This window comes from Rothia nasimurium (genome assembly GCF_042660305.1).
GTDB lineage: Bacteria > Actinomycetota > Actinomycetes > Actinomycetales > Micrococcaceae > Rothia > Rothia nasimurium.
The window spans coordinates 176,059-195,608 of sequence record NZ_JBHSTW010000018.1; the positions used below are offsets into that span (position 1 = coordinate 176,059).

Here is a 19,550-nt window from a genome sequence, read left to right on the forward strand (position 1 = left end):
CTAAATATACTCATCTCAACACGTCAGTATATGTTGGGCATCACAAGCCTAGCAGTATCTGTAAAGGCTCACACACAATGATCATTTCTTTGAAAGAGTTCGCCTCATGATTAAGTATCTCTTGAGGCGCCTGGCTACCTACGCCGTCATGATTTTCATAACGACAACCGGTGGCTACTTTCTCGCTGTTAACTCACTGAATCCCGCCCTGCTGGAGCAGGAACGTATTCCCCGCCCCTCACCTGAGCAGGTTCAACGAAACTTCGCTGCCCTGAACCTGGACCCCACCATGAGCGCCTGGGACCGTTATGTCCAGTGGCTGACCAACGTCGTTCTGCACTGGGACTGGGGCCGTAGCCCCAACGGCGCCTACATCAACGCTGAATTCGGCCAGCGAGTATGGGTCTCCACCCGCCTCTACCTGGTTGCCGTGATTCTCTCCCTGATTATCGGCGTAGCCCTGGGTGTTTACTCGGCAGCCCGTCAGTACAAGTTCTCTGACCGCGTGATTACCGGCTACTCCTACCTGGTCTACATTCTGCCCGCCCCCATTGCCTACTTCCTGGTCCAGCTGGGCGCCGTAGCTATCAACAGCGCAGCGGGGGAGCGCATCTTCTTCGTGACCGGTATTTCCTCGCCAGGCCTCACACCGGGCAGCGTCGAATACTGGGTAGACCTAGCAGCTCACTACATTGTGCCCACCTTCTGTATCACGATTATGAGCTGGGGCGGCTACCAAATTTCCCAGCGCCAGTACCTGCTTGACAGCGTCAACGCCGACTTCGTCCGCACTGCTCGCGCTAAGGGCTTGACTCGCAATCAGGCTATCCGTCGTCACGCCCTGCGCGTCTCCTTTATTCCGGTTGCCCAGTCCATCGCCTACACCGTTCCTGCGATTTTCACCGGCGGTTTCTTCGCTGAGGCTATCTTCGCCTGGCCCGGCATCGGCCTCTGGTCTGTTCAGGCTATTGGTGCCCAGGACGTCAACGCTGCGGTAGCAACCCTGGCCTACGGCTCCTTCATCTTCGCTGTTGGCGCTATCATCGCCGATATCGCCACCACCATCGTCGATCCCCGAGTGAGGATCTCATGAGTAATTCACCCTCCATTGACCACAACAACCTCACCGGCATCATTACCAAGGTTGATCAAGCTAACGCCGACTTCGAAATCATCAGCAAGAAGAAAATCATCTTCCGCCGCTTCATGCGTAATAAGACCGCTGTCTTCGGCCTGGTCGTCCTGCTGCTGGTGATAGCCTTCGGACTCTTCGGCGGTTTCCTCTCGAAGTGGGATACCACCACCATTGACCCCTTCTACATCTCCACCGGCCCCAGCGCCGAACACTGGTTTGGTACCACCAGCGCCGGCACCGACCTGTATGCCCAGATGGTTGAAGCGGTGCGTACCTCGGTCTTCATTGGCCTCATTGTCGGTGGTGTCTCCGTCATTTTCGCCGCTATTTACGGCTGCATCATGGCCTACTTCGGTCAGAAAATCGACAAGACCCTGCTCTTCATTCTTGAAACCCTGATTATGGCCCCCAGCCTCCTGGTCGTTGCTATCGTCATTAACGGTGCCGGTGGCCAGGCTATCCGCGATAATCTACCTGGCTGGCTGATTTTGACCATCGTGCTTCTCTTCTTCGGTTGGATGTACACTGCCCGTGTTATCCGTGCGATGGCCATGTCGCTCATCTCCCGAGACTACGTGAAGGCCGCTCGCTACATGGGCGTACACCCCTTCAAGATCGTATGGCGCCACCTGGTTCCCAATATTGGCTCATTGATGGTGCTTGAATTTACCCGCGGTATCACCGCAGCGATTCTTGCTGAGGTGTCCTACACCTTTATCGGTATCGGCGTGAAATACCCCAACTTCTCACTGGGGTCACTCATCGCCCAGGCATCAAGTCAGATCAACACCCTGCCCTGGATGTTCTGGATTCCGCTGCTGTTCTTCTTCCTGCTGGTTGGCCCCCTGGCCCTGATGAATGACGGCTTGCGCGACGCCTTCGATCCCACCTCCCTGTCCGTTGGCAAAGTTAAGAAAAAGAAGAAGTAAATGAGCACTACACCAGTACTGAGCGTTAGAGACCTCAACGTCAAGTTCAATACCGAAAACGGTATTGTGCACGCGGTGCGCGGCATTGACTTCGACCTGTATGCGGGTAAGACCCTGGGTATCGTGGGAGAATCTGGCTCCGGCAAGTCAGTTGCCTCCATGGCGATTATGGGTCTACACCCTACCACCGCAGACATCACCGGTTCCATCAAATACAACGGCACTGAGCTGCTGGGTTTGAGTGATAAGCAGATGTGCGATTACCGGGGTAAAGAAATTTCCATGGTCTTCCAGGATCCCCTGTCATCCCTCACCCCGGTCTTTACCATCGGCCACCAGCTGGCCGAGGTGCTTAAAGCCCACAACAAGGGAATGAGCGATAAGGCAATTCAGGCTCGTTCCGTGGAGCTCTTGCGTCTGGTTGGTATTCCATCGCCCGAAAGCCGCCTCAAGTCCTTCCCCCATGAGTTTTCCGGCGGTATGCGTCAGCGCGTCATGATTGCCATGGCAATCGCCAATGAACCACGCGTGCTGATTGCAGATGAGCCCACCACCGCGCTGGACGTCACTATCCAGGCCCAGGTGCTTGAAGTCATGCAGAAGGCCCAGGAAGAGACCGGGGCTGCGACCATTATGATCACCCACGACCTGGGTATCGTTGCCGGTATGGCCGATGAAATCATGGTCATGTACGCGGGCAAGGCTGTAGAGCACGCCGCTGCCACCGACCTTTACAAGAAGCCCTCCATGCCCTACACCATCGGCCTGCTGGGTGCTGTACCCCGTGTGGACCGCAAGGAAAAGGCCTCACTGGTTCCGATCGAGGGTACTCCGCCTAACCTGCTCAAGCCCGTGGTTGGTTGCTCCTTTGCCCCTCGTTGCCCGGTAGCGACGGACGCCTGCCTCACCCAGGAGCCGGAGCTTAAGTTGATTGCCGGTACCGGTGAGAACCACCGCTCAGCCTGCCTGTACGCGGAAAGGTTCGTGAACGAGCGTCCCGAGCAGATGTTCCCGGTACCGGCTATCCCCACCTCTGCCCTCGATGGTATTCCCCGCGAGGAGCGTGCCAGCGTCCTTGAGGTCAAGAACGTCAAGAAGTTCTTCCCTCTCACCAAGGGGGCTCTCATCAAGCGCCGCGTGGGCACCGTCAAGGCTGTCAACGGGGTCAGCTTCGATATCCGCGAAGGCGAGTGCTTCTCCATTGTGGGCGAGTCAGGCTGTGGCAAAACCACCACCCTGCTCGAAATCATGGAGTTCTCTAAGGACATCGACGGTGAAATCGTTATCGCTGGTGTCTCCAACAAAAAGGGCCTGCGAGGCTCCGAACTCAATGCCCTCCGTAAGAACCAGCAGATGGTTTTCCAGGACCCAACCGGTGCCCTGGACCCCCGCTTCACTGTCTACGAAATTCTGGCCGAGCCCCTGCAAAATCAGGGCTGGGCAGTCAAGGACATCAAGAAGCGCGTGCTGGAACTGATGAAGACGGTAGGTCTGCAACCTGACCATGTCAACCGCTTCCCCAACCAGTTCTCAGGCGGTCAGCGTCAGCGTATCGGCATCGCCCGCGCGCTGGCCGTCAATCCCAAGCTGGTGGCCCTGGATGAGCCGGTCTCTGCTCTTGACGTTTCTGTCCAGGCAGGCGTCATTAACCTGCTGGAAAAGCTGCGGGTGGAGCTGGGTTTGAGCTACCTGATGGTGGCCCATGACCTGGCGGTGGTACGGCATGCTTCAGACCGCGTGGCTGTGATGTACCTGGGTCGCGTGGTTGAGATTGGTGATGTGGATGAGGTCTTTGATAACCCCGTACACCCCTACACCAGGGCTTTGCTCTCAGCCATTCCGGTACCTGATCCGGAGGTGGAAGCCAACCGTCAGCGCATCGTGTTGGAAGGCGATTTGCCTACACCTGTGAATGCGCCCGACGGATGCGCCTTTGCGACTCGTTGCCCCATTTTCAAGCTACTTCCTGAGGATAAGCAGAAGAACTGCACCGAGAACGTGCCTGCTCTGAGTAGGGCGAGCGAGGATCACCAGTACGCCTGTCATTATCCTGAACACGAAGTTGCTATGAGCTAAATTACATGTATAGTATGTAATCGAAATCACTTCAATTCCACTTTTACCCATCCTCTTTACAAAGGAGAAGAGAGAATGAACAAGAATGTAGTTCTGAACCGCCGTACCCTGCTCTGGGGTACCGGCATCTTGGGAACCACCGGCCTGCTGACCGCCTGCGGTGGCTCAGGCTCCAATACCACCAGTGCTGCAACAGCCAGCATGGCAGCAGCCGGCGACGAAGTTAAGGTTGAAATCAACGAGCAGGACGTCGCCAACCTCCAGACCGGTGGCGTCGTCAACCTGCCGGTGAGCTCCCTGGGCCCTGACTTCAACATCTCATCTCAGAACGGCAACTCAGCAAACAACAGCTTCGTTCTCTCCACCTTCCACACCTCGATGACCAGCGGTATTTGGCAGTCAGACTTCCAGGGTAATCTCAGCGTTAACCCCGATTTTTGTGAGTCCTACGAGTCTGAAACCGTTGATGGTGTGCAGACCATCCGCGTGAAGCTCAACTCCAACGCGAAGTTCAATGACGGCACCCCTATCGATATTGAGTCCCTGCGCACCTCCTGGAACGTCTTCAAGTCCACCGAGGGCGACTACAACATTGTTACTTCGGGTATGTATGAGTTCATCGAGTCCATTGAAGAAGATGGCGACGCCTTCTCTGCTGTTGTGACCATGAAGGAACCCTACTACCCGGCAAATAACCTCTTCGGTACCCTGCTGCACCCTGCCATGGCAGACCCCGAGGTCTTCAACAATGGTTGGACTGACAACCCCAATCCCGATTACGGTGTCGGCCCCTTCAAGCTAGAAGAATGGAACTCTGCAGAAAAGCGCCTGTCCGTTGTGCCCAATGAGAACTGGTGGGGCACTAAGCCAATCCTGGACCGCATCAACTTCCGCCAGATGGAAGCAGCTGCTGCCCGCGCAGCCTTCCGCAACGGCGAAATTGATGCAGTGGGTGCTCGTACCCTGGCGGCCTACAAGGACGTTGAGGGAACCCCCGATGCTGAGCCCCGTCGCGCTCTGCGCCTCTTCTCCGGCGGTTTGAACCTCAACCCCGCCCGTATCCAGGACGCCGCCCTGCGCCGCGCAATCTTTGCAGGCACCGACCGCAAGGCCCTCTCAGATATCCGTTTCCAGGGCCTGAATTGGACCGAAGAGACCCCGGGCTCCATGCTTCTGTTGCCCATCTCTGAGTACTACCAGGACAACTTCCCCGCCGATCGTGGCGTTGAGGTTGCCCAGAAGATTCTGGAAGATGCCGGTTACACCAAGAACGGCGACTACTACGCTAAGGACGGCGCTAACGCTAGCTTCCGCGTGACCAACTTCGGTGACGACCCTGGCTCAGCTGCCCTGGCTCAGACCATGGTTGAACAGATGAAGACCATCGGCATTGAGTGCTCCATCGACCAGCAGCCCGACGCTAACTTCGCCTCGGTGGTTGGTAACAAGGAATACGACATGACCTTCTCAGGCTTCACTGTTGGCTCCGATGCAACCTCAGTAACCCGTCAGTTCTACCACTCATCTAACCTCGATGGTGCCGCAGGCTCTGAGGAAATCGATGCCATGATCGCCGAGATGGAAAAGATTGAGGACGACGCTGAGCGTAACGCAAAGTGCAACGAGATCGAAAAGAAGTTCATGGCCGAGTTTGCAACCCTCGGTACTGTCTTCAACGGTCCCGATATCCACTACTGCAAGACCAAGCTGGCTAACTACGGTGCCGCTATGTTTGGTGGCCACTCTGCCAACCCCCATCTCTGGGCCCGTGTTGGCTGGATGAAGGACTAAGTCCCTTTGACCTAGAAAACTCCTAGGGTGAATCCCGGCTTGCCCCACTACCTAACCTGGGTGGTGGGGCAAGTTTTCTTTAATCCCGGCTAAGACCTTGGGGCTGCACTAGGTCTGTGGGTTGAAGGAGGGGGAGAGGCATTGTAAACACTGAAAAATCAAAAAATTTAGAGAAACTAATCTATTTCTGATAAAAATACTCAGCACTTACAGCGCCAGTATGTGAAATAGAGATTGAAAAAGCGTTTCTATGGCCCACATTACCTGCTAGGGTAGTCTCAATCACACAAAAGGTGTGGCGAACAATAAGTTCTGCTTATCTAAGGATGGCATCATGACTGCACGTATTAACCTCAACCGCAGGTCCTTCTTCATTGTCTCGGGCGTCGCCGGTATGACCGGCCTGCTCGCAGCCTGTGGCGGCAACAGCAATACCTCAAGCGCCGAAACCGGCTCAGCCCTCACCAGCGGAGACGACATCTCAAAGCTCGTAGCTATCAACGAACATGATCGCGCAGACCTGCAGACCGGCGGCGTCCTTAACCTTGCCGTAGCCACCCTGGGCCCCAACTTCAACGTCGCAACTCAAACCGGCTACACCACCAGCAATCTCAACGTCATGGCGGCCGTTAATACCGCCACCGTCAGCGGCCTCTGGAAAACCAACGCCCTGGGCGAGTACAGCATCAACACCGACTACTGCACCGCTTACGAAGCTAGTGAAACCGACGGCGTGCAGACCATCTCCATCAAGCTCAACCCCCAGGCAAAGTTCAACGACGGCACCCCCGTGGACGTCAAGGCCCTACAGGTGACCCACAAGACCCTCACCGAAGAGGGCTATAACATCGTAGACCCCGGCGTCTACGCCCACATTGCATCCATCGAAGAAGACGGCGACGCCTTCTCGGTTAAGATCACCATGACCGAACCCTACTACCCCATCGAGGGTCTCTTCGGCACCGGCCTGGTACACCCCGCTATGGAAGACCCCGCAATCTTCAACGACGGCCTGCTCGATACCATCAACAACGACTACCTCTCCGGCCCCTACAAGGTCGATAACTGGGACTCCGCCCAGAAGGTGCTCACCGTTGTGCCCAACGAGAACTGGTGGGGCGAAAAGCCCCTGCTCGACCGCATCACCTTCCGCCAGATGGAAGCCTCAGCAGCCCGCGCAGCCTTCCGCAACGGTGAAATCGATGCTGTGACCGCAAACAGCCTGACCGCCTACAACGACATTGACGGCACCAGCGGTGCTGAGCCCCGCCGCGGGCAGAACCTCTATGCCGGCGGCCTGGTTATTAACCCTGAACGACTCACCGACACTGCCCTGCGCCGTGCCATCTTTGCAGCCATCGACCGTAAGGCCATCGCAGCCGTCCGCTTCAACGGCCTGAACTGGACCGAAGAAGTACCCGGCTCCATGATGCTCATGCCCTTTGCTACCGACTACCAGGACAACTACCCAACCGAAACCGGTGCAGAGGCAGCCAAGAAGATCCTGGCCGATGCGGGCTACAGCCAAAACGGTGACTACCTGGCCAACTCTTCAGGCAATGCCAAATTTGCCATCACCACCTTCGGCGATGACCCGGTTTCATCAGCTACCGCCCAGACCATCGTGCAGCAGATGAAGGCTGCCGGTATCGAATGCACCATCGATAACCAGCCCGACGCAAACTTCTCCACCGTCATCGGTAACAAGGAATACGACGTAACCTTCTCCGGCTACGGCATCCTGGGTGAAGACGCATCGGGTTCGGCAGAGTACTTCTACCACTCAGCCACCTATAACGGCATCGGCACCGACGAAATCGACGCAATGTGTGAGCGCCTGCGCACCATCGAATCAATGGAAGAGCGTAACGCCCTGTCCAACGAAATCGAGAAGAAGCATATGGCAGAGGTTGCCACCATGATTCCCATCATTAACGGCCCCGAAATCTGGTTCTGCAAGACCAACCTGGCCAACTACGGTGCCTTCCTCTTTGCTCGCCCCTACGCCAACCCGTCCGCCTACATCAATGCAGGCTGGGTCAAGGAATAGGCCCAACGCCTAAGTTTCCACTTTTTCGCCGGTTTTCGACGGTTTAGCCGTTGAAAACCGGCGAAAGTGTCGAAACAGGGATTCTAACTCTCAACTGCGCAAACCCGGCGGCTTCTTGCCTATATACGTTATTCTTAATAGCTGATTCTTAAATTTGTTAGCGGGCTCCTTTAAGCCCGCGACGCCCATCCAGCCACGAAAGTAGTGCACAGCCCGTGTTTAATTCACTCTCAGACCGGTTGACAGCAACCTTCAAAAACCTGCGCGGCAAAGGCAAGCTGACTGAAGCAGACATTGACGCTACAGTACGCGAGATTCGCCGTGCCCTGCTGGATGCCGACGTGGCCGTACCCGTCGTCCGCGAATTTACCTCCCACATCAAGGAACGCGCCCTGGGCGCCGAGGTCTCCGAAGCCCTCAACCCCTCCCAGCAGATCGTCAAGATCGTCAACGAAGAGCTGGTCAACATTCTGGGCGGCCAGACCCGCCGTATCAACATGGCCAAGACCGGCCCCACCATCATCATGCTGGCCGGTCTGCAGGGTGCCGGTAAGACCACCCTGGCCGGTAAGCTTTCCCACTGGCTCAAGAAGCAGGGCCACACCCCTATGCTGGTGGCCTCTGACCTTCAGCGCCCCAACGCCGTCAACCAGCTCAAGGTAGTGGGTGAGCGCGCTGGCGTGCCCGTCTACGCCCCGCACCCCGGCGTCACCAGCGAATTCGACGTGCCCACCGGTGACCCCGTCCAGGTCGCCCGCGACGGTGTAGCTGAGGCCCGCGCCAAGCTACACGATGTAGTCATTGTCGATACCGCAGGCCGCCTGGGTGTTGACGCCGAGCTCATGCAGCAGGCCCGCGACATCCGCGATGCCATTGAACCTAACGAAGTTCTCTTCGTTATCGACGCCATGATCGGTCAGGATGCCGTCAACACCGCTAACGCCTTCAACGAGGGCGTAGACTTCACCGGCGTCGTGCTCTCCAAGCTGGACGGTGACGCCCGCGGCGGTGCAGCCCTGTCAGTTGCCTCGGTAACCGGCAAGCCCATCATGTTTGCCTCAACCGGTGAAAACGTCACCGATTTTGAGCAGTTCCACCCCGACCGCATGGCCAGCCGTATTCTCGACATGGGTGACGTCCTCACCCTAATCGAGCAGGCCGAGCAGACCTGGGACAAGGCCGAAGCTGACCGCATGGCCAAGAAGTTCGTTGACCAGGAGGACTTCACCTTCGAGGACTTCCTGGCCCAGATGCAGCAGATCCGCAAGATGGGCTCCATGAAGAAGCTGCTCATGATGATGCCGGGTGCCGCCCAGATCCGTCAGCAGCTAGAGAACTTCGATGAGAAGGAAATCGACCGCGTCGAGGCAATCGTTCGCTCTATGACTCCTCACGAGCGAGTTGCCCCCAAGATTATCAACGGCTCCCGCCGTGCCCGTATCGCCAAGGGTGCAGGTGTTACCGTCTCTGAGGTCAACATGCTCATGGAGCGTTTTGCCCAGGCCCAGAAGATGATGAAGAAGCTGGCCAGCGGCAACATGGCAGGTATGCCCGGTGGCATGCAGATGCCCGGTATGGCAGCTGCCGGTGGTGCCGCTCGCAAGAACAAGGGCAAGGGTAAGGGCAAGCAGAAGGCTCGTTCTGGCAACCCGGCTAAGCGAGCTCAGCAGGAGCAGGCAGCGGCAGCTAAGCAGCAGGCTGCTCTGGGGTCAGCTTTCGGCCAGCAGGCCCAGGACGTCAAGCCCGAGGACCTGAACCTACCCAAGGGCTTTGAGAAGTTCCTCAAGTAAACCTGCTCTAGGGGCGGGGGTAAGCGGTCAGCTTCCCCCGCCCTTTTAGTCATTAAGGACGCGAGGCGGGCGGGGAAGTTCTGCTGAGAGAGTGCAAGGGCCCCTCTACCTTTCACGCTGTGGTTTGGCGCGGTACATTGGGTGTAGTAACCGCCAGCCGAGAAGGAGCAGTGCCGTGGTTGATTCTTATCTTCCTGAAGAAGAGCTGAAGGCCTTTATCGCAACCCTACCTACCCGTCGTCTGGCAGCCGGTGCCCTGATTCGAAATGATGAGGGGAAGATGCTGGTGGTCAAGCCTAACTATAAGGATGGCTGGACTATTCCGGGCGGTACCGTAGAGGCTGGCGAAGCCCCGCAGGTCGGTTGCTTCCGTGAGGTAGCTGAAGAAGTCGGTCTTGACCTAGAACCGGGCCGCCTGCTGGTAATTTTTCACGGGCTTCAGATGGGTATCTGGGGCGACTCTACCTACTACATTTATGATGCTGGCGTGCTACCTGCGACCGCGACGATTACCCTGCAGGAGGAAGAGCTCACCGGCTATGAGTGGGTTGCTCCTGAAGATTTAGATGATTATTTTGGGCCCCGTCACGCCCACCGTCTGCGACAGGCTTTCCGCGCTGTGCAGACCGGCGCCGTGTATGAGTTCTCTAGCGAAAGACCTGCCAGCTAGATTTTTCTTCCCCTGTAGCCCGGGTAGAGCTCTGCCCTTTTGATGTAGCCTTGATTAGGATTTTAAGCATATGACTGATTCACAGCGTGAACCTGCCCAGCAGAATACCTCCCGGGGGCAGGTCGTGGGTTCTGATGTACTGTGGGTGCGTCTACGCATTGACCGTGCGCAGCCAGGGGTGGACTGGCGTGAACTGATTTCAGCTACAACCGGCGGCGAGACGGAAGATCCTCAGCTTGCGGACGCCGGTGACCAGACATCCTTACCCTCTGATGTTGAGCAGCAGGTCAGAGACCAGCTAGAGAGCATTATCGGTATGATTCGCGAGCAGGCTCAGGCCCCAGCTCAGAGTTATGAGTACACCGATGATGAGCTCAAGAGCCTAGACGAGCTGGCGGCCGACCCCGAGAAGTTTGACGACCTGATTCAGCAGATTATGCAGGCTGAATTAGAAGAGGAGGACACCGATGAGCTGCCCGAGCCGTCTGAATCTGAGCCGGCTGACCTCACCACTGAACAGCTACAGGCCCTCACCGGCGACCTAACCCCGGAAGCTCAGGCCGCTATAGAAGAGTTGAACTGGGAGATTATCCCCGACCTGGAGGGCTACCTAGAGTCAGCAGCTACGGTTACTGCGCTGGAGACGGACGGACGCCGCGCCCAGCTTTTCGTGCTCTGCGAGCGGGTGCCGGGGCAGGCGTCCTTACGTACCGTGCAGACCGATGGCACCGGGGTACTCCTACCGGGCCAACCTCTGGCTGACTTTCTGACCCAGCTGGAGCAGACCTTCCCAGGGGCTACCGACTTACTACCCCAGAAGCCGGGGGAGGACTACTACCTGGCCTCCTTCTCCCAGGGTACTGACTCGCTGAATCTAGACCCTTGGGGCAAGAGCGCAGCTTTAGTGGAGCTATCCATGGCTGGGCTAGCCACCTACATGCAGCCGGAGCTGATGCACGGCGATGTTGAAGCGGCACCAGCTGATAAGGGCTGGTCTCTTATCACCGCTGACCCCCCAGACTCTAGCCAGCCTGCTTGAAGCTATGGACGTGCCCTCAATTGTGGCTGAACAAACCCTCTTTGGCCAGAACCTGACATTCGTCCTACCGGCTGATTCCACCGGTCCCGAAACCGGTAGCGTCACCGACTGGGTCAACCAGGTCATGGGTACACCCGATTCCGGTCTGGTGGGTTCCGTGCTCACCTTTAACTGGTCACCCTACACCAAGATTGGTTCGTCTCTGGAACGCCCCTCCAGCGAAGTGGGCAACCTGGTCTGGAGTCTGCCCGGTCTACTCCCCGCACCGTTCAGGGAACTAGCCGCCCGCGACCAGCTTGAACAGCTCATCTGGCTGTATGGGCTTGATGAACAAACCGCTAACCGCCTGACCAACTACGTGCTGGACTGCGAAAGCAGCGACGGGCTCGAGTCCACCATTCACGCCCTGGAACTGCCCGAAGAGCTCCTCAAAGTGCTCACCGGGGCCGTAGGCCTGGACGAGTTCGTGGGCTACCGCCGCTTCACCGCCGATATGAACGGTCTTGACCGTTTCAAGGAAAGCGTCACCGCCTACCCCAACGGCACCGATACGCTCAGCACTGTCAGCCGCGAAATCCGCCAGCGCCCCTGGCTTCTGACCGCGGACGCCGCAGCCCAGCTGGGTGCCTCAGGAGCCCTGGCACTCTGGGCAGCCCGACGTGCGACACATGGGCGCTCACCCCGAGCAGCGCTGATTGCAGCAGCGACTCTAGGAGCTACCGGTGCTGCTGAGATGCTGATCGCCCGGGTCTACCAGCGGGTTGTAGCCGCAGAAAAGCTTCCCCCGATGGAGCATCATCAGACCCGCCCCCTCTCACTGACCGAAGAGCTACGGGCCCAGGCTCAGCAAGAGGAAGAGAGAAGTCCTGAGCCCAAGGCTCCCAAGGTTGTGCGCAATACCCAAATACTGGGTCGGCAGGCTGGGCAGCTTGCCCGCCAGCAGCTGGGGCGCTTCTTCGGGGCACGCGACCAACAGTAGGTACTTTCCCTCTAGCGGGGGAGTTGCCCCGTGCTAGGTCTTGATACAGTGGACAGGTGAACACTGCCACCCGTTTTTCCTTCTCACAGATAGACCCCGACTGGGAACGGCCCACCCCACCGGCGGCGTCCTTACGTAAGGATGTTCTGGTGTGGGGCGTGGTGCTTGCAGCTACTCTTCTCTTGAATGCCGCCTACCATTCTGCGGGTTTTCTGGGGGACGATACCGAGCAGATTCGCTATTCCTATGGGGCAGCTGCTGCTATGACCCTGCCCTTGATTCTGCGCCGTATCTACCCGCTGAGCATGATGCTGGTAGCCACCGCCCTCTTCATTGCTCTGAGTTATGTGTCCGAAATAGCGCCCGCCACCCTGAGCTACCAGCTCTGCTATTTCGCGGTGCTTTTTGCCGGTATAGCCTGGGGCAAAAACCGCACCCTGACCTGGATTGTCTACGCTCTGGTCTGTGCTGCTGCCCTCGTCTGGATCGTGATTGCCTGGGTGGTAACCGACTCGGCCTACAGCATGGCAGGTATCGAGGAGTATTCCGGTGGCCTGATGAGCCAGGCTACCGCCGGATACGTGATGGCCTCGGTAACGAACCTTTTTTACTTTGGGTGCGCAGCCCTCATGGGGCGAACCGCCTGGAACCAGGCCTACCAGCGAACCGTGCTTGCTGCCCAGGCCCGGCAGCTTGAGCAGCAGGCCGAGCAAATGGCCCAGGACGCTGTCACCCGCGACCGCCTGCGTATTGCCAGGGAGCTTCACGACTCGGTGGGGCACCATGTTTCTTCTATGGGAATTCAGGCTGCTGCTGCCCGTCGGGCTCTAGAAAAGAAGCCGGAACTGGCGGCTGAGCCCCTGGCTAATATTGAAAAGTTGGCTCGGTCCTCGGTTGCTGAGATGAAGAACCTGATTCGAGTGATGCGGGCTGCCGGGGAAGCGGAGCAGGGGAGCGGGGCTGCCAAAGAGCCCCAGGTGACCGAAATCTTTGACCTGGTGGAGCATATGGCGGCGGTAGGTGTGACAACTCGAGTGCAGGTCAGCGAACAGGACCTGACCCGGCTAACCGGCTTGCAGCAGGGAACCCAGCTCTCTATCTACCGCATGGCCCAAGAAGCCCTGACCAACGTGCGTAAACATTCAGCGGCCCAGAATGCGGTGCTGGCCCTGCGTACCGGCGGCAGCACCGGTGCCTACTGGGCTGAATTAGAGGTCACCGATGACGGCCCTGCCACCGGCCCAGAGCGGGGAGAAGGCCAAGAGTACATACCCGATTCCAGCCACCACGGTTACGGTCTGCAAGGCATCCGGGAACGAGCTGCCGCCCTGGGTGGTACCTGCTGGGCAGGCCGGAGGCAGGGTGCCCCCGGCTGGAAGGTGCAGGTGCGTTTCCCTATAGACATTGACGAAACCCACGACCCCGACGCCTCTAGGAGCACCTCATGACCCTCAAAGTACTGTTAGCTGACGACCAAGACATGGTGCGATCCGGTTTCGCCCTCATTCTCTCCATGGAGGACGACATCGAGGTAGTAGGCCAGGCCCGCAACGGCAAAGAGGCCCTGGAACTTGCCGCAAGCGTCCGCCCCGATGTGGTGCTCATGGACGTTCAAATGCCCGTGATGGACGGAATCACCGCCACCGCCGCCTTGACCGAGCAGCTGCCGGGCACGGCCGTCCTTATTCTCACGACCTTTGACCGCGAAGACTACCTCTTCTCAGCCCTGCAAGCCGGCGCCAGCGGTTTCCTGCTCAAAACCTCAGACGCTGATGAGCTGGTTGCTGCTATCCGTAAGGTTGCCGGGGGTCTAGCTCTGCTCTCACCCGAAATGACCCTGCCGCTCATCGCCCGTTTTGTGGAGCAAACTAAGGGGCAGGACGCCGCCACCCCGGCAGGAAGCATCGGGCAGGGACAGGCTGGGGGAGTGCAGGCCACCAGCGACCTGAGCCCCGACGATGCCTTTGCTCTTGCAGCCCTGACACCGCGCGAGAAAGAGACCCTGGAACTGCTCGCCCAGGGGCTCACCAACGCGGAAATTGCAGAAAAACTTTTTCTGGGAGCTGCAACCGTCAAGACGCACGTATCGAACATCTTGGCCAAAACCCACAGCCGTGACCGGGTTGGCGCCGTAATTTTTGCCCACCGGGTAGGGCTAGCTGGCTAACTCCGCCTGTTGGCATCCCAAAAGAACTCCCCCGTGAAGCTCCGCCCCACGGGGGAGTTCTTCTTCGCGTGGACTTTCTAGACTTGGGGGTACAAGCAAGCCACAGGAAGTGCCCTTATGAACGACCGTACGATAGAAGTCCGCGACCTCACCAAGGTCTACGGCAATGGCCCCACCGCCACAGCCGCCGTAGAAAAGGTGAGCTTTACCGTTGAACCCGGCTCCATGACCGGTTTTCTTGGCGCAAACGGTGCTGGCAAGACCACCACCATGCGCATGATTATGGGTCTGCTCGAACCGACTGCCGGGCAGGTACTTTACGGCGGGCGTGCCATCACCGCCGAAGACCGCGCAAACTTTGGCTACATGCCCGAAGAACGCGGCCTCTACCCCAAACAGGCTATCCTGGCCCAGCTCGTCTACCTGGGCCAGCTACGCGGTATGAGTGCCAGCACCGCCCGCACCATCGCCACCGATCGTCTCACCGAACTGGGGCTGGGGGAGCGCCTGAACGACAAACTCGAATCCCTCTCCCTCGGCAACCAGCAACGGGTGCAGATCGTAGCCTCTATCCTGCACCAGCCCACCGCCCTGATTCTTGACGAACCCTTCTCTGGCCTTGACCCCAAAGCCGTAGACACCATGGTCTCCATGATGCGCGAGCTCATGCGGGGTGGGGTCCCCATCCTCTTTTCCTCCCACCAGCTAGACCTGGTTGACCGTCTCTGCGACCGCGTGGTTATTCTGCACGGCGGAACCGTCCGCGCCAGCGGCAGCGCCACCGAACTGCGCGCATCAGGCGCCCCCCGCTACCTCTACCGGGGTGGGGAGGATGCCGCCTGGCTCCGCGACCTGGCCGGGGTGAACGTCCTCGACGTCTCCGGCACCGACGCTGTCCTCGAACTAGCCCCCGGCGCTGACCTGGCCAGCGTCCGCCACCAGATCTTGAGCACCGGACTCCACCACGACATGCATGAGTTCTCCCGCCAGCTCCCCACCCTCGGCGACATCTACCGAAAGGTCACCGGCCAATGAACATCGCACCCACCCGCCCCAGTACCGCCCCCAAAAACGCCTGGCAAATCGTCGCAACCCGCGAAATCATGGTCAAGCTGCGCGACAAATCCTTCATCGGCGGAACCATCTTCTCCCTCGTCATCATCCTGGCAGCAATCCTCATCCCTTACTTTATGAGCTCGGGGTCAACCGATTACACCGTAGCCACCAGCGACGACCGAGCCACCTCTCTGGTTGCTGCCGCTGAAGCCAGCAGCGACGAGAACACCAGCTACACCGCCACCCAGGTCGACAGCGCGGACGCCGCCCGCACCCTCGTTGCCGACGGGGACGCGGACGCCTACCTCGCCCCCACAGACCAGGGCTGGGAACTCGTCTTTGACTCTTCCCCCGACAACAGCCTGGTCACTGAACTGGGTGCCGTCATCACCTCCACCATCACCGCCGAAAACGCAACTGCCGCAGGCGTTGATCTCGAAGCCCTGGCCGCGGGCACCCAGGTGAGCACCAGCGTCCTCTCCGGCAACAGCAATGCAGGGCTGGCTTTCCTCATCGCCATGGTCTTCGCCATGATTTTCTATATGACCACCGTGCTCTTCGGCGTAGCCATCGCCAACTCCGTGGTCGAAGAAAAACAAAACCGCATCGTCGAAATTATCGCCACCGCCATACCGCTCGGCCAACTCCTCGCTGGAAAAATCGTGGGCAATATCGTGCTCGCCATCTTGCAAGTAGCCATCTACGCAGTCGCCGGCCTCATCGGCATGCAAATCACCGGCAGCGCCTCAGAATTCGGCTGGATCCTGCCCTCAGCAGGCTGGTTCGCCCTGTTCTACGTCGTTGGCTTCGCAGCTATCGCCACCATCTGGGCCGCAGTCGGCGCCATGGCAGCTCGCACCGAAGACATCGCCAACCTCTCCAACCCCATCACCATGGTGCTCATCGCCGCCCTCTTCGCTGGTATCTACGTCTCAGGAACCTGGCTCAAGGTCGTCTCCTTCGTGCCTGTCCTATCTTCCATTGCCATGCCCCGCCGCCTGCTCACCGAAGACGTAGCCCTCTGGGAACCCCTACTCGCCCTCACCCTCACCCTGGCAGTAGCAGCCCTTCTCACCCGGCTCGGCGCCCGTATCTACCGCGCCAACATCATGCGCGGCGGCACCTCCGTGAGCTGGAAGCAGGCGCTGAGGAAATAAAACGGTCAGCTTGCTCACAACACGCTGACTGCACGGGGCGTAACCCTAGATTAAGCGGGGCCAAGCTGGCATACTTGACGGGTACTCGATTTTTCCCGGCCCCTCTCATCCGGGAGAAATTGTGTCCGCAGAGGTCTTGACGACGCCCGCCCCACGAGCTGACCCCTGACCTCGAACAGTTATAGAAAACAGGAGAAACCACTACAGTGGCTGTTAAAATTCGTCTGAAGCGTTTCGGTAAAATCCGCGATCCCCGCTACCGTGTTGTAGTAGCTGACTCACGCACCAAGCGTGACGGTAAGGCTATCGAGGAAATCGGCATTTACCACCCGACCGAGAACCCCTCACGCATCGAGATCAACTCAGAGCGTGCCCAGTACTGGCTGTCAGTTGGCGCCCAGCCCACCGAGCAGGTAGCTGCTCTGCTGAAGCTGACCGGCGACCTGGCTGCTGCCAAGGGCGAAAAGGCCGAGTCAACCGTAAAGCCCGTTGACGCAAAGCCCGAGTTCGTTGTTCCCGAAAAGGGTTCCGTCATCCTTCCCGAGGCAATCACCCCCAAGGGCGAGGACAAGGCTGAAGAAGCTCCCGCAGAAGAGGCTGCTGAAGAAGCAGCTTCTGAGGAAGCAGCTGAGTAATCATGTTGGCTGACGCTCTCGAACACCTCGTTCGGGGTATCGTCGACAACCCAGACGACGTCCAGGTCCGCGCCAAAACCGGCCGCCGGGGCGAAACCCTGGAGGTTCGCGTGAACCCTGATGACCTTGGCCGCGTGATTGGCCGCTCCGGCCGCACCGCCAAGTCCATCCGCACCGTGGTCAACGCCATCAACGACGGCGACCACGTGCGCGTAGACGTCATCGACACCGACCGACGACGCTAACTGAATACTTCTCAAGAAGCCCCTACCGCTTATCAGCTGTAGGGGCATTCTTGTACCTACCCACCCGCGTCCGCAAAACCCGGTAAAGTTAGACCCAAACCCCACAACACCTTTACCCCCAAGGAGATACGCGTGCAGGTACAGGTCGCCCGCATCGGCAAACCCCACGGCATCCGCGGCGAAGTCACCGTCCAGCTCTTCACCGACGCCCCCGAAGAACGCTTCGCTCCCGGGGCCGTACTCGACATCGAAAACTTCAACCCTGCAAGCCCCGCAGGTACCATCGCCCCCGCTGGCACCCTCACCGTCAAAAAATCCCGCTGGAACAAAAAAATCCTGGTCGTAGCCTTCGAAGAAGTCATCAACCGCAACCAGGCCGAAGAACTCCGCGACACCCGCCTCACCTTCGACTCCTCCGCAGAAACCGCCACCGACAGCGACGACGAAGGCTACTACGAGCACGAACTGCTCGACCTGCCCGTCTACCTGGCCGCCGACATCAAGGACGGCTATCTGCCCGAAGAGCCCATCGCCATCGTCACCGGCCTGCAGACCATGCCCACCCAGGACCTGCTAATTCTCGAAAATACCGCAGACGGTGAAGAGGTCATGATCCCCTTCGTCGAAGAACTCATCCCCGCTATCGACACCGAAGGGGGCTACATCATCATCAACCCGCCCGCCGGCCTGCTCGAACTCAACAGCGACGATGAAGAAGCAGAACCCGAGACCGAGAGCGAGCACAACTAACGCTCATGCGCTTTGACGTCATCACCATCTTCCCCGAATACCTGGCCCCGCTAGAGCTCTCCCTCATGGGCAAAGCCCGCGAATCGGGCAAGGTTGACCTGCACCTGACCAACCTGCGTGACTTCGCCTTCGACCGGCACAAGACCGTTGACGATACCCCCTACGGCGGGGGAGCAGGCATGGTCATGAAACCCGAACCCTGGGGCCTCGCTCTGGACCAGGCGCTTGCCGCCTCACCGGCGTCCGCACGGGCGGACGGGGGCAAACCCCTGCTGATCGTGCCCTCACCGGCCGGCACCGTCTTCAACCAGCAGCTGGCCTACGACCTGGCAGAAGAAGAGCACATCGTGTTCGCCCCGGCCCGCTACGAAGGCATCGACGAGCGTGTGCTGGACTGGGCTGAGCAGGAATTTAGGGTGCTGCCCGTATCAATCGGCGACTACGTGCTCTACGGGGGTGAAGTGGCCGTGATGGTGATGATTGAGGCCATTACCCGCCTGATTCCCGGGGCCATGGGCAACCCCGAATCCCTGGCCGAAGAGTCCCACACCGGCGGGCTGCTGGAATACCCGGTCTACACCAAGCCCGCCACCTGGCGAAACCAGCAGGTGCCGCCCGTCCTGCTCTCTGGCAACCACGGTGCTATCGCCCGCTGGCGCCGCGACGAGCAAATCAAGCGCACCTTCGCCCGCCGCCCCGATATGGTCAAGGCCTACCCCGCAGAGAACTGGGACAAGAAAGACCGCAAGCTCCTGCAGGAGCTGCACACCGAGCAGAAAGCTGCCCAAAAAGCTGAGCGTGAGGCCGAGCTTTCGAGCGAAGGTCGGTAAAGTAGGTAAGCTCACAGGCAACACGCGGACGCCCGCCCCGGGACCCCTGGTGCGGGCGGGTTTTCTGTGGGATAATTTTTCTTTGTGTTCATGCTGGGCACGCCCCTGCCGCAGGGGGAAGAGCGACCTATAACAGCGTGAACCACCGGCTCTGACCGTTCAGAGCGCGGTGAGTAAAGAATTCATCGCAGACAGCATCAGTCTGGCACCACCCGGTGACCCTAGACACTGCCTGCGACGTACACCGAATA

At 58.9% G+C, this 19,550-nt stretch carries 17 protein-coding genes; all 17 read left to right on the plus strand.

Annotated features, from left to right (window positions below; all coding sequences use genetic code 11):
• Positions 1 to 106: 106 nt before the first annotated feature.
• The 17 genes from ACFP6B_RS07695 (at position 107) to trmD (ending at position 19,299) form a co-directional block, all read left to right on the plus strand.
• Positions 107 to 1,093, plus strand: coding sequence for an ABC transporter permease (locus ACFP6B_RS07695; protein WP_377128932.1), 987 nt, complete (start codon positions 107 to 109; stop codon positions 1,091 to 1,093).
• Positions 1,090 to 2,064, plus strand: coding sequence for an ABC transporter permease (locus tag ACFP6B_RS07700; protein WP_377128935.1), 975 nt, complete (start codon positions 1,090 to 1,092; stop codon positions 2,062 to 2,064). Before ACFP6B_RS07695 ends, ACFP6B_RS07700 begins: the two co-directional genes overlap by 4 nt.
• A complete protein-coding gene (locus tag ACFP6B_RS07705; protein WP_377128938.1) occupies positions 2,065 to 4,140 on the plus strand; it encodes a dipeptide ABC transporter ATP-binding protein in 2,076 nt (691 codons plus the stop codon). It begins immediately after the preceding gene.
• Positions 4,141 to 4,215: 75 nt separating this feature from the next.
• On the plus strand, positions 4,216 to 5,931 hold the full coding sequence (locus ACFP6B_RS07710) for an ABC transporter family substrate-binding protein (protein WP_377128941.1): 1,716 nt from the start codon (positions 4,216 to 4,218) through the stop codon (positions 5,929 to 5,931).
• A gap of 334 nt (positions 5,932 to 6,265) precedes the next feature.
• Positions 6,266 to 7,981 (plus strand): ABC transporter family substrate-binding protein, encoded by a 1,716-nt coding sequence (locus tag ACFP6B_RS07715; RefSeq protein ID WP_377128944.1) that lies wholly within the window; start codon positions 6,266 to 6,268, stop codon positions 7,979 to 7,981.
• A 215-nt stretch (positions 7,982 to 8,196) separates the two neighbouring features.
• Positions 8,197 to 9,771 (plus strand): signal recognition particle protein, encoded by a 1,575-nt coding sequence (ffh, locus tag ACFP6B_RS07720; protein WP_237205806.1) that lies wholly within the window; start codon positions 8,197 to 8,199, stop codon positions 9,769 to 9,771.
• A gap of 175 nt (positions 9,772 to 9,946) precedes the next feature.
• Entirely contained in the window at positions 9,947 to 10,441 is a 495-nt protein-coding gene (locus tag ACFP6B_RS07725; protein ID WP_377128947.1) for an NUDIX domain-containing protein, read from the plus strand.
• Positions 10,442 to 10,511: 70 nt separating this feature from the next.
• Complete coding sequence (locus ACFP6B_RS07730) at positions 10,512 to 11,480, plus strand: hypothetical protein (protein ID WP_377128950.1); 969 nt, start codon at positions 10,512 to 10,514, stop codon at positions 11,478 to 11,480.
• A 4-nt stretch (positions 11,481 to 11,484) separates the two neighbouring features.
• Entirely contained in the window at positions 11,485 to 12,459 is a 975-nt protein-coding gene (locus ACFP6B_RS07735) for a hypothetical protein (protein ID WP_377128953.1), read from the plus strand.
• Positions 12,460 to 12,515: 56 nt separating this feature from the next.
• Complete coding sequence (locus ACFP6B_RS07740; protein WP_377128956.1) at positions 12,516 to 13,907, plus strand: sensor histidine kinase; 1,392 nt, start codon at positions 12,516 to 12,518, stop codon at positions 13,905 to 13,907.
• Positions 13,904 to 14,626 carry a response regulator gene (locus tag ACFP6B_RS07745; protein WP_377128959.1) on the plus strand — a complete coding sequence of 241 codons (723 nt, stop codon included), beginning with the start codon at positions 13,904 to 13,906 and terminating at the stop codon, positions 14,624 to 14,626. The genes ACFP6B_RS07740 and ACFP6B_RS07745 overlap by 4 nt, the downstream gene beginning before the upstream one ends.
• A gap of 117 nt (positions 14,627 to 14,743) precedes the next feature.
• A complete protein-coding gene (locus tag ACFP6B_RS07750; RefSeq protein WP_377128962.1) occupies positions 14,744 to 15,661 on the plus strand; it encodes an ABC transporter ATP-binding protein in 918 nt (305 codons plus the stop codon).
• Positions 15,658 to 16,839: an ABC transporter permease gene (locus tag ACFP6B_RS07755; RefSeq protein ID WP_377128965.1), complete on the plus strand. Its 1,182-nt coding sequence runs from the start codon at positions 15,658 to 15,660 to the stop codon at positions 16,837 to 16,839. Before ACFP6B_RS07750 ends, ACFP6B_RS07755 begins: the two co-directional genes overlap by 4 nt.
• 206 nt (positions 16,840 to 17,045) lie before the next feature.
• Positions 17,046 to 17,474, plus strand: a complete 429-nt coding sequence (gene rpsP, locus ACFP6B_RS07760; protein ID WP_185174544.1) for a 30S ribosomal protein S16 — start codon at positions 17,046 to 17,048, stop codon at positions 17,472 to 17,474.
• A 2-nt stretch (positions 17,475 to 17,476) separates the two neighbouring features.
• Positions 17,477 to 17,719: an RNA-binding protein gene (locus tag ACFP6B_RS07765; RefSeq protein WP_135011094.1), complete on the plus strand. Its 243-nt coding sequence runs from the start codon at positions 17,477 to 17,479 to the stop codon at positions 17,717 to 17,719.
• Between the two features lie 132 nt (positions 17,720 to 17,851).
• Positions 17,852 to 18,469 (plus strand): ribosome maturation factor RimM, encoded by a 618-nt coding sequence (gene rimM / locus ACFP6B_RS07770; protein WP_377128969.1) that lies wholly within the window; start codon positions 17,852 to 17,854, stop codon positions 18,467 to 18,469.
• A 5-nt stretch (positions 18,470 to 18,474) separates the two neighbouring features.
• Complete coding sequence (gene trmD, locus ACFP6B_RS07775; RefSeq protein WP_377128972.1) at positions 18,475 to 19,299, plus strand: tRNA (guanosine(37)-N1)-methyltransferase TrmD; 825 nt, start codon at positions 18,475 to 18,477, stop codon at positions 19,297 to 19,299.
• Positions 19,300 to 19,550 lie beyond the last annotated feature (251 nt).